General features: G+C 58.2%; 8 protein-coding genes. All 8 read left to right on the plus strand.

The genetic code is table 11. From position 1 onward, the window contains the following. Position 1: 1 nt before the first annotated feature. Positions 2-1714 carry an urease subunit alpha gene (gene ureC, locus F3H35_RS18110; RefSeq protein ID WP_149780937.1) on the plus strand — a complete coding sequence of 571 codons (1713 nt, stop codon included), beginning with the start codon at positions 2-4 and terminating at the stop codon, positions 1712-1714. Further along, complete coding sequence (gene ureG, locus F3H35_RS18115; RefSeq protein WP_149780938.1) at positions 1711-2370, plus strand: urease accessory protein UreG; 660 nt, start codon at positions 1711-1713, stop codon at positions 2368-2370. Before ureC ends, ureG begins: the two co-directional genes overlap by 4 nt. Further along, positions 2367-3194 carry an urease accessory protein UreD gene (locus F3H35_RS18120; protein ID WP_149780939.1) on the plus strand — a complete coding sequence of 276 codons (828 nt, stop codon included), beginning with the start codon at positions 2367-2369 and terminating at the stop codon, positions 3192-3194. Before ureG ends, F3H35_RS18120 begins: the two co-directional genes overlap by 4 nt. A 106-nt stretch (positions 3195-3300) precedes the next feature. Then, complete coding sequence (locus tag F3H35_RS18125) at positions 3301-4344, plus strand: aliphatic amidase (RefSeq protein ID WP_149780940.1); 1044 nt, start codon at positions 3301-3303, stop codon at positions 4342-4344. An 81-nt stretch (positions 4345-4425) separates the two neighbouring features. Next, positions 4426-5235 (plus strand): CbbQ/NirQ/NorQ/GpvN family protein, encoded by an 810-nt coding sequence (locus tag F3H35_RS18130; protein WP_149780945.1) that lies wholly within the window; start codon positions 4426-4428, stop codon positions 5233-5235. A gap of 355 nt (positions 5236-5590) precedes the next feature. Next, a complete protein-coding gene (locus F3H35_RS18135; protein WP_223228476.1) occupies positions 5591-7477 on the plus strand; it encodes a nitric oxide reductase activation protein NorD in 1887 nt (628 codons plus the stop codon). Positions 7478-7543: 66 nt separating this feature from the next. Then, positions 7544-8530, plus strand: coding sequence for an acetamidase/formamidase family protein (locus tag F3H35_RS18140; protein ID WP_149780941.1), 987 nt, complete (start codon positions 7544-7546; stop codon positions 8528-8530). 130 nt (positions 8531-8660) lie between these two features. Next, positions 8661-10214 carry an amidase gene (locus F3H35_RS18145; RefSeq protein ID WP_223228477.1) on the plus strand — a complete coding sequence of 518 codons (1554 nt, stop codon included), beginning with the start codon at positions 8661-8663 and terminating at the stop codon, positions 10212-10214. Positions 10215-11008 lie beyond the last annotated feature (794 nt).

Genomic DNA, 11008 nt, shown 5'->3' on the forward strand with positions numbered 1-11008 from the left:
CATGGTATCGATGACCCGAGCAGACTATGCCGCGATGTTTGGCCCGACCAAGGGTGACATGATCCGGCTGGCCGATACAGAACTATGGGCTGAGATCGAGCACGACTACACATCCTACGGTGATGAATGCCTGCACGGTGGAGGCAAGACCCTGCGCGATGGTCTGGGCATGGCTGTGGGCGTGACAAGTGCTCAGGGCGCTTTGGACATGCTGATCTGCAACGTGGTGGTGATCGATGCAGTGGCGGGTATCGTCAAGGGCGATATCGGCATCAAGGATGGTCGTATCGTGGCCATTGGCAAGGCCGGCAATCCCGATGTCATGAATGGTGTGGACCCGCGCCTGATTGTGGGGGCGAGCACCACGGTGCGTGACGCCGAGGGCCTGATAGCGACAGCTGGCGCAATTGATGTGCATGTGCATTTCGATAGCGCACAGCTTGTGGAACACGCGATGTCTTCCGGCATCACGACCATGCTGGGCGGATCGCTTGGCCCGATCACGGTGGGGATCGATTGCGGCGGTGTCTTCAATGTCGGCAAGATGATTCAGGCGTCCCAGGAATGGCCGATGAATTTCGGGTTTCTGGGACGCGGCAATGCGCATCGTCCCGAAGCGATGCATGAACAAATCCGAAAGGGTGCGCTTGGGCTGAAGATCCACGAGGATTGGGGTGCGATGCCTGCCGCCATCGATACTTGCCTCAGTGTTGCCGACGAGTTGGATTTTCAGGTTCAGATCCATACCGACACGCTCAATGAAAGCGGGTTTCTGGAGAATACGCTTGCGGCGATCGGCGACCGCGTCATCCACATGTACCACACCGAAGGGGCCGGGGGCGGGCATGCACCGGACATAATCCGCGTCGCGGGCATAGCGAATTGCCTTCCGTCTTCTACCAATCCGACCAATCCCTTTACCGTCAACACGTTCGACGAACATCTCGACATGACGATGGTATGCCACCATCTGAACCCGTCGATCCCCGAGGACGTGGCTTTCGCCGAAAGCCGGATCCGTGCGCAGACCATCGCCGCCGAAGACATTCTGCATGATATGGGGGCGATCTCGATGCTGGGGTCGGACAGCCAGGGCATGGGGCGCATTCACGAGGTGATCTGCCGGACATGGCAGCTTGCATCCAAGATGCGGGTACAACGGGGAAGATTGCCCGAGGAAACTTCCGCGAAGGGAGATAACCTCAGGATCAAGCGCTACATTGCCAAATACACGATCAATGCCGCGAGGTGCTTCGGGATAGAGGCACATGTCGGCTCGATAGAGCCCGGAAAGATGGCCGATATCGTTCTGTGGCGTCCCGGCTATTTCGGCATAAAGCCCGAACTTGTGGTCAAGGGAGGCTTCATCGCATGGGGTGCGATGGGCGACAGCGCTGCATCGCTGATGACCTGCGAGCCACTTGTCATGAGACCGCAATGGGGCGCTTTTGGTCGTGCAGCCCCGACGCTTGGCGCCTGCTTCGTGAACCCGCGTGCCATCGAGGGCGGGCTGCAAGAGGAACTGGACATCTGCAAGCCGTTGTTGCCGGCAGTCGGCTGCCGTGGCTTGAGCAAGCGGGACATGCTGCTGAACGACGCGCTTCCGGATATCCGCGTTGATCCGGCGACATTTGATGTCTTCGTTGATGGCGTTCTGGCTACCTGTGAACCCGCGACGGAGCTTCCCCTGACGCAAAGGTACATGCTCCGATGATCAATAGCGCACCTCTTACCGAACGCCTTGCAACAGGACCCGCGCGCGTGGGTATCGGAGGCCCTGTCGGTTCGGGCAAGACGGCCCTGATCGAGGCGTTGATCCCGATTTTCCACGAGCGTGGCATCGAGGTGGCGGTCGTGACGAACGATCTTGTCACCAAGGAAGATGCCCGTCGCTTGCAAGCGGGTGGGCTGATCGACCCGCTGCGCGTTGTGGCCGTGGAGGCGGGGGCCTGTCCGCATACCGTAATTCGAGAGGATCCGACACTGAACATCGCTGCGGCGGACGATCTGGAGGCACGGTTTCCCGATCTGGATCTGATCCTGATCGAAAGCGGCGGGGACAATCTTGCGTCAACCTTCTCGCTCGATCTGGTGGACTGGTGGATGTTCGTCATTGATGTGGGGCAGGGGGACGACATCCCGCGCAAGCGCGGGCCGGGGATCATGCTGTGCGATCTGCTTGTCATCAACAAGCTGGATATCGCGCCGCATGTCTTCGTCGATGCCGCGTCGATCCTGTCGGAAGCGCGTGACGTGCGTGCGGGAAAACCTGTCATCGGCTGTCGCTGCAAAGGCGCGCAGACAGTGGGCTTGACCGATATCGCCGACGCGATCGCGCGGGACCTTCTGTTTCGGCAGGTTGTGGCATGAACGTGGCACACGCCCCTTCCCGGGCACGCAGCGTGCACGGCGAGTTGACCTTTGCCGCCATCTCGGGGCGGACGCATCTGATGCGCCAGCACACGCCGCATCCGTTTCACATCACGCGCCCGTTTCGTCATCCCTGCGACCCTCAAGGAATGGTCACGCTGTACCTGCAAAGCTCTTCCGGGGGGATATATGGGGACGATGATCTGGCATTGTCTGTCGGTCTGAAGCCCGGCGCAGCGGTTCACCTGACCACGCAGGCATCAACCGTTGTGCATGATGCGCGGGGGCGCGACGGGGCCTGCCAGACCATATCACTGGACGTGGGGGCGGGGGCTCTTTTGGAATACTTGCCGGATCCAGCGATCATGATGGCTGGATCAAGGCTCAAGACCCGTATCCATGCAAATCTGGCCGATGGTGCGAAAGTCCTTTTGGCTGACGCGCAGCTTTGTCATGACCCCGAAGAAAATGGCCGACCTTTCAATACGTTGGAGTGCGAGGTTGCGATAACGGCTGCGGGCAAAATGCTTTTGCTGGACCGGTTCGAATTACAGGGTGCCGACTGGCTGACCCGCACCGGGGGCTATCGCTGTGCCGGGATGATGCTTGTCGCTGGCGATACGCGGCCCGGTGCGGCGATGCTCGATGCGGCTGCCAGCGTTCAGGGCGTCTATGCGGGTCTGTCAAACCTCGCAGATCGCGAGGTGACCATATTGCGCTTTCTTGCAGAGGACGGGGTCGCTCTCAGTCGTGCGCTCAAGGCCATTTGGATGGCCGCGCGCCAGGCAATGACCGGAGACACTCCCGTGGCACGCCGCAAATAGCGGTGGTCGGCTTTTATCGCTGCGGGAAACGGTCCCGTGGTTAAACCAGTGCTGGCTTTGTTTTTGCGCTTCGCCGGCACGCATGTGACGAAAGAGGAGAGACGAGATGTATCATGGTGATATCGGAAGCAGCAATGACACGGTCGGCGTCGCCGTCGTCAACTACAAGATGCCTCGAATGCATACCAAAGCAGAAGTGATCGAAAACTGCCACAAGATCGCCGACATGCTCAAGGGTATGAAAAAGGGATTGCCTGGCATGGATCTGGCGATTTTCCCTGAATATTCGACCCAAGGGATCATGTACGACGAAACCGAAATGTACGAGACGGCTGCGGCTATCCCAGGGGAAGAAACCGAAATATTTGCGGCCGCCTGTCGCGAGGCGAATGTCTGGGCTGTGTTCTCGCTGACCGGGGAACGCCACGAGGAGCATCCCAAGAAGGCCCCCTATAACACGCTCATCCTGATGAACAACAAGGGCGAGATCGTACAGAAATATCGCAAGATCATGCCTTGGGTTCCGATAGAGGGCTGGTATCCGGGCAACTGCACCTATGTCAGCGAAGGCCCCAAGGGCATGAAAATCAGCCTCATTATCTGCGATGATGGCAACTACCCAGAGATCTGGCGGGATTGTGCCATGAAGGGTGCGGAACTGATCATTCGTTGTCAGGGCTACATGTATCCGGCGAAGGATCAGCAGATTGTCATGGCCAAGGCCATGGCTTGGGCAAACAACAGTTACGTGGCTGTCGCCAATGCCACTGGCTTTGACGGGGTCTACAGCTACTTCGGTCATTCCAGCATCATCGGCTTTGACGGGCGCACGCTCGGTGAGTGCGGTACAGAGGAAATGGGCATCCAGTTCGCTCAGCTCTCCGTGTCCATGATCCGCGACGCGCGTCGCACGATGCAATCCAACAACCATTTGTTCAAGCTGGTTCACCGTGGCTACACCGGCATGATCAACTCGGGTGATGGGGATAAGGGCGTGGCAGAGCTTCCCTATGACTTCTACCGCAAATGGGTCGAAGACCCCGATGGCACGCGTGAAATGGTCGAGGCGATGACCCGCCCCACGGTGGGGACGTCTGAATCGCCCATCGAAGGCCTGCCAAACGAGAGCACGGACAAAGCGCATCGCTGACCTTCGTTCCCAGATCCGGGTGTTTGAACCCGGATGCGCTGGCGGCCCGTTGCCGCCAGCGACTTCACCGATGGAGAGATCATGACAACCAGCCCTCTGCTTGATGCCTATCGTTTGACGGAAGAACCCAAATGGCACCCGACGGGAGAAGAGGTTGCGCAATTTACCGCGGCCTATTCTGTGCGGCTACCGGTCATGCTGAAAGGACCGACAGGCTGTGGGAAGACGCGGTTTGTCGAACATATGGCGTCGCGACTTGATCGACCGCTCGTCACAGTGTCGTGCCATGAGGACATGACAGCTTCCGATCTTGTCGGACGTTATCTGCTGGGACCGGATGGCACGATTTGGCAGGATGGTCCTTTGACGCTTGCCGTTCGTCATGGCGGGATCTGTTATCTCGACGAGATTGTGGAAGCCCGGCAGGATACGACGGTCATCATTCATGCGCTGACCGATGACAGACGCATTCTGCCACTTGAAAAGAAGGGCGAGTTGGTACGGGCGCATCCTGATTTTCAACTCGTGATTTCATACAACCCTGGCTATCAATCTGTGCTTAAGGATCTCAAGGAATCCACCAAGCAGCGGTTCTGTGCCTTGGATTTTGACTACCCTGTAGCCGAGATCGAGACCTCGATCGTTGCCTCGGAAGCCGATATACCCACTTCGACCGCTGCGGTGCTGGTCAAGATTGGCGAGAAAAGTCGCAATCTGCGAGGGCAGGGCCTGAGCGAGGGGGCCTCTACGCGGATGCTGATCCATACCGGGCGGTTGATGCAGCAGGGCCTGACACTGCCTGAGGCATGTCGCTTGGCCATGATCACCCCCATAACCGACGACCCCGACATGCGCGCCGCACTCGAGGCTGCGGTCGATGCCTGTAGCTGATATGGCGGCCGCGGCGCCCAATACCCTGGTTCAGGCGGCAACGCGATCCGCGTTTCCCGGTCATACGCTGACGGAGTTCCTGGCGGCACATGATCGTCTGACCAAGGCGGGATATGGGGTTGCAGTGCCACGCAGCTTCAGGCAGGCGGCGCCAGATGTCTCGAGGCTAGTCGGCACGGATCAGGCGCTGGCCCTTGCTCCGGCGGCATCGCGCATCGCGATACGGAGCAGTCCCCGGACGGCGGCAGTCTTCCTTGACCTGGCGGTTCCGATGTCTCGCAGGCTTGGGACGCCGCAGGCGTTTTCCAGTTGGGTCCAGCTTGTCATTTCGCTTGTCAACGCCGCGCCGGAGTCAGTGGAGCCTCTGCTTGCAAGAGCCGAGATGCTGGATGAGCGTCTTGGACTGGACGGCTTGAAGGCTTGGGTGCAATCGGGTTTGCGGCTGGGTGGAGGCGACGAACGCAAGCGACAGCAATACTTTTCGCTGGAAATGACCGAAGCGCAAAGACTTCTGGAACGCTATGCCGGCGAAGAGACATTCCAGAGCCTCGAGAGCGAATTGCGCGCAGGTCACAGGGCGCTTTGGGGGCGCATGCCTCCGCTTCGCGAAGCGCTTCCGTTGGGCAAGGGACATGCTGAATTGCGTGCAAGCTTCGGTGGCGGCGTCGTGCAGCTTCCTGCCAGCTTTAGTGGATACCGCGGGCGTGAAAGATCGGTCTACAAGGCCGCTCTTGCCCATATCGGCGCACATATGGCCTATGGCGGTTCAAGCTTTCAAGTTGGGCAACTCAAGCCTTTGCAGATCGCCGTCGTATCCCTGATCGAAGATGCACGGGTCGAATATCTGGCCATGCGTGAAATGCCGGGGCTTTCCCGGCTCTGGCTGCCTTTTCATGATGTTTCGCCCGATGGGATGGCAACGGCACCATCGCTTTTTGCGCGACTTGCTCGCGCCTTGCTCGATCCGGACTTCCCGATCCGCCATGGCTGGGTCCAAAAGGGCGTGACCATGTTTACCGAGGGCATCGAGCAGATCGGTAACCCCGCCTTGTCGCGCCATATCGGAAATATCCTTGGCAATGATCTTGGTCAGACACGGGTTCAGTTCAATGCCCGCAACTATGTCGTGCAGCCTGCCTACCGCGATGACAATCTTGGTCTTTGGGATTTGCCGCCTGAACCGAACGCGCCCCCGCAGCAACACCAGTTCGAGATAAATACCTTCGACCGGCGTGAAACCGAGACGCAGGACAGCCCGCAAAAGCGCAAACAGGGCCAGCCAGATCAAGCGCATGATAGCGGTGTCGAGACAGTCACATCGGCCCGGGTGGAACCCAGTACCGGTCGTGTCGTGGCGCATTTGCCGGAATATGACTTCACGGCAGGTATCGAACGCCCTGATTGGGTCACGGTGAAGGAATACGAGCCCGGCCCCGGCGACCCACTTTTCTGGCACAAGCTGAAGGAGCGTCAGGCCGTCCTGCTCGCGCGCATCGGTGAGATGGTCCGTGCTGCGTCTCTCGGACGGGCACGTCGGCTGAAGCGGCAGGCGGAAGGCGGGGCGCTGGACCTTGATGCCACGATTGAGGCCGCTATCAAATTGAGATCCGGACAAACGCCCGATCAGAACGTCTATGAGGGTGTGTCACGGCCTGAAAGGTCCATCGCGGTCCACCTGCTGCTCGATATATCCCAGTCGACCGAGGACCCTGTTGAAGCAGCTGGAGCGAGTGTGATCAGCCTCTTGCGCGAGGCATCGGCCATACTTGCCCATGCGATGGACAGGTTGGGCGATCCGCTTGCGATCACGGCTTTCTCATCGGACGGGCGCGATGACCTCCGCGTGGTCCACGTCAAGCGGTTCGAGGACGAGTTGACCCCGCTCACGGGCATGGCGCTCTCCGGGCTGCGCGCCGGATACTCGACACGGATCGGAGCAGCCATTCGCTATGCGGGCGCGAAACTCGCCAAAATTCCGTGCCATCGGAGGCTGGTTCTTGTCGTCACGGATGGAGAGCCTTCTGACGTGGATGTGTCCGACCCTGACTATCTCGCGATGGATGCCAAGCGCGCGGTGCAGTCGCTCAACGCGTCCGGGATCGATGTCTTCTGCATCGCTCTGGGACACGCAGCCGGCCAACGTCATGGCGAAATATTCTCGCGACGGGGTTTCCTGCAGTTGGACCGATTGGACGCGCTGCCCACGAAACTGCCCGCACTTTATCTGAGGATGGCCAGATAAGCGCATCTGGCAATTGAAAACTAACCCTGGCTGCTTCTGGGCCGACAATGGGAAAGGAGACACTGCATGAACTGGCTGGAACATTCTGTCATGGCCCGAAAAGGCGTGGCAAAGGGAAAGGCGGGTGAGCACCACGAGATCAGGATCGCCGACCAGGGTGCGTTTCACTATGTCTATGGTCCTTTCGCCGAACCTGTCCTGAAAGTTTCACCGGGGGCAGTGGTTTCGGTAGAGACCCATGACGCTTTCGAGGGCAAGATCACCAGCGAAAGCGACAAGCCTTCCGAACGGTTGAATTTTCCGTATCTCAATCCGCAGACGGGTCCGATCCATGTGGAAGGTGCGGAAAAGGGGGATGCTCTTGCGGTGCGGATCATATCCATCAAGCCGCGTGGTCCGCAGCCAGTTGGTACAACTTGTCTCATTCCGGAATTCGGCGGTCTTGTCGGAACCGGAAACACTGCGATGTTGAACGCGCCGCTGGCTGAAGTGGTCAAAAAGGTTCGCGTCGATGAAACTGGCATTCACTGGTCTGACCGATTGGTGTTGCCCTATGAGCCGTTTATCGGAACCATCGGCACCTCGCCCGAAATTGAGGCGATTTCCTCGCTTCAGCCGGACTATTACGGCGGCAACATGGATATGCCGGATGTTGCACCGGGCGCGATCATCTATTTGCCGGTCAATCGCGAGGGTGGATATCTTTACCTTGGCGATTGTCATGCAATTCAAGGGGATGGGGAGCTTTGCGGAGTCGCGCTTGAAATTCCCGCAACGGTGGAATTGCAGATCGACCTGATAAAGGGGCATGGCAACAGCTGGCCGCAGCTGGAAACCGAGGACATGATGATGTTCATCGGCTCCGCCCGTCCACTGGAGGATGCCACACGTATCGCCTATCGCGAACTCGTTCGTTGGCTGGCGCTGGAGACCGATCAGAGCGAAGTCGACGCCTATATGCTTCTGACAATGTGCGGGAAGGTTCGTCTGGGGAACATGGTGGACCCGAAATATAGCGTCGGCGCGTCAATCGCGAAGCGCTATCTGAAATAGCATTCTCAATCAGTGTTTCGGACCATGGAGCCTCGATTGAAGAACCCGCCGCCGTCCGGACGTATCAGAGCAAGCCTCTTAAGGCGCGACCTCACAGCTTCCTGAAATTCTCAACATGAAAGGACATATCATGACCGATGACACAACAGTTCCGGCAGGCGCCGCATCCATCGACCTGGCCAGCCTCACAGTCAAAGGGATCCAAGAGGGCCTTCGCAGCGGTGCATTCACCGCTGAGGAGCTTACTCTTGCATCGCTCGCGCAGGTCGAGGTGACGAATCCCAAATACAACGCGATCATCTTTCACAACAAAGACGCTGCGCTAGAGACCGCGCGTGACGTAGATCGTCGGATTGCGGAGGGCGAGGATCTCGGGCCGCTGGCAGGGGTTCCTGTCGTGGTGAAAGACCCCATGGATATGGTCGGTTTCCCAACGACGGCGGGATGGCGATTGCTATATTCGGGGACTGGTGGGGTCGATCTGATGCCTGCGACCGACAGTCCCGTTGTGGCAAGGCTGCGCGCGGCTGATGCGGTCATTATCGGCAAGACGAATGTCCCGGTACTCAGCCACACGGGGAGCCACGCAAATGACAGTTGGGCCGGACCGACACTGAATGTTGCCATAGAAGACCGTGTTCCCGGCGGCTCCAGTGCAGGAACAGCCGCAGCGGTTGCCGCGAAGATGTGTGTGCTCGGTCTGGCAGAGGAAACAGGCGGGTCCATTCAGAACCCGGCCTCGGCGCAAGGTTTGGTGGGAATCAAGCCGACAATTGGTCTGGTGCCGAATGCCGGTGTCGTGCCCTTGTCCGCCAATCGTGACGTGGTCGGTCCGATTGCACGCACAGTCACTGATGCGGCCATATGCCTTGATATCCTCGCAGGCTACAGCAGCGAAGATCCCAAAACACTGGCGAGCGTGGGGAAAATTCCTGCCAAAGGCTATACTGCCGCGCTTTCTACAGACGCGCTGAAAGGCAAGCGGATCGGATTGTACGGCGCAGGTTGGCGCAATCAGCCGCTTTGCCCTGAAACAACGGCACTCTATGAACGGGCCCAAGAAGAGCTGACAGCTGCCGGCGCCATTCTGGTCGAAGATCCGTTTGCCGGGAGCGGCTTTGCGGATTTGCGTCAGCCCACGGCGCCGACACCGAATTTCGATGGACGGGGATTGGAGTCGATCGCGTATGATTTGCAGTGTTACCTGCAGCGCCTCGGTCCTGATGCCGCGCTCAAGACTTTTGCTGAATTTGCCGAAGCGACATCCGAAGAGAATCCCTTTGGACCCAAGGGCGTGTTGTATTTCCTGAATTCGCTCCCGGATTTCCAGGCGGCTATGCGCGACCCTACTGCGCCTCCGGCCATGCCGGAGTTCATAGCCCTGAAGGCAGCTTATCTGGATATCCTGGAGACTGTCTTCCGCGAAAATAGCTTGGATTCTCTTGTCTTTCCCCAAATGCGGCAAGAATTGCCGGGCCTGCATTCCGGCGAAACGATCCAGGAAACGACTGTCGGAGAACTGAATATTGCAGGGCTTCCAGGGGTGACAGTGCCCGCCGGCGTCTATGCATCCTCGGCACCGTTTGAACTGATCTTCCTCGGTCGGCTGTGGGACGAAGCGGAATTGCTCGCTCAGGCGTTTGCGTATGAACAGGCGACAGGCTTTGGCAAGGCGATGAAATAGTCTTTGAACTTGTAGGATTTGCATACTTAAGGCTGCTAAGCGACGAAGGAACGTCGCGCTCGCTTGGCAGCCCTTTCGTCTGATCTGGACCCGGTAGGCACTGAACGGAACTTGGTGATGAAGGCCATTTTCATGTGCGGCTCACGTGTGCAATGACTCGTCGCAGCAGGGCAAGTTTGGGGATATTGGGGCGTCATCCAGCGTAGTAGAATCCGCCACCAACCGTTTGAGAAAAGATGAAGATAAAGCAGAACGCTAGATTGTCTGTCGCACTGATGATGGATGGAACAGGTTGTTTCATAATTTCAACAGGTTAAATGTCGTCATGTGCACTATTTGTGCAAATCAAAATCGCCTTCGCGCGCGCTCTGTCGGGTGTTTGGAGGTCGAGTGGGCTAGATCAAATCGAAGGGCGATCGAACCCGAACACATGGGGCCTCGCAAACGCTGCAACGGGACATAGTCACTTGTCCCCAGCCGCGCCGATTAGTTACGAGTGAATTGAAAATGGGATTAGGCTAGGGGCGACATCAGCCTTTACTCGTAGCCCTGTTAATTATGTTTAATGTGCGGCTGATCAAGCAATGAGTGAATGTGAACTTTGTCCGCGCTCGAGGCGAATGTCTCAGATCCGTAAGAAGTATAAAACCGCTCTCGCGGTATTGGTGCTTGTGGTGGGTGTTGCGTGGTGATGTGAACTGAGCTGCCCCCAGTGAAGTGGTCCACCAACCGGGATAGGATTATCCTGCAATTTGGAGGACCAGAGAATGGCTGGGAAACGAGAGACGCCAGAA

Source organism: Roseovarius litoreus (genome assembly GCF_900142765.1).
GTDB lineage: Bacteria > Pseudomonadota > Alphaproteobacteria > Rhodobacterales > Rhodobacteraceae > Roseovarius > Roseovarius litoreus.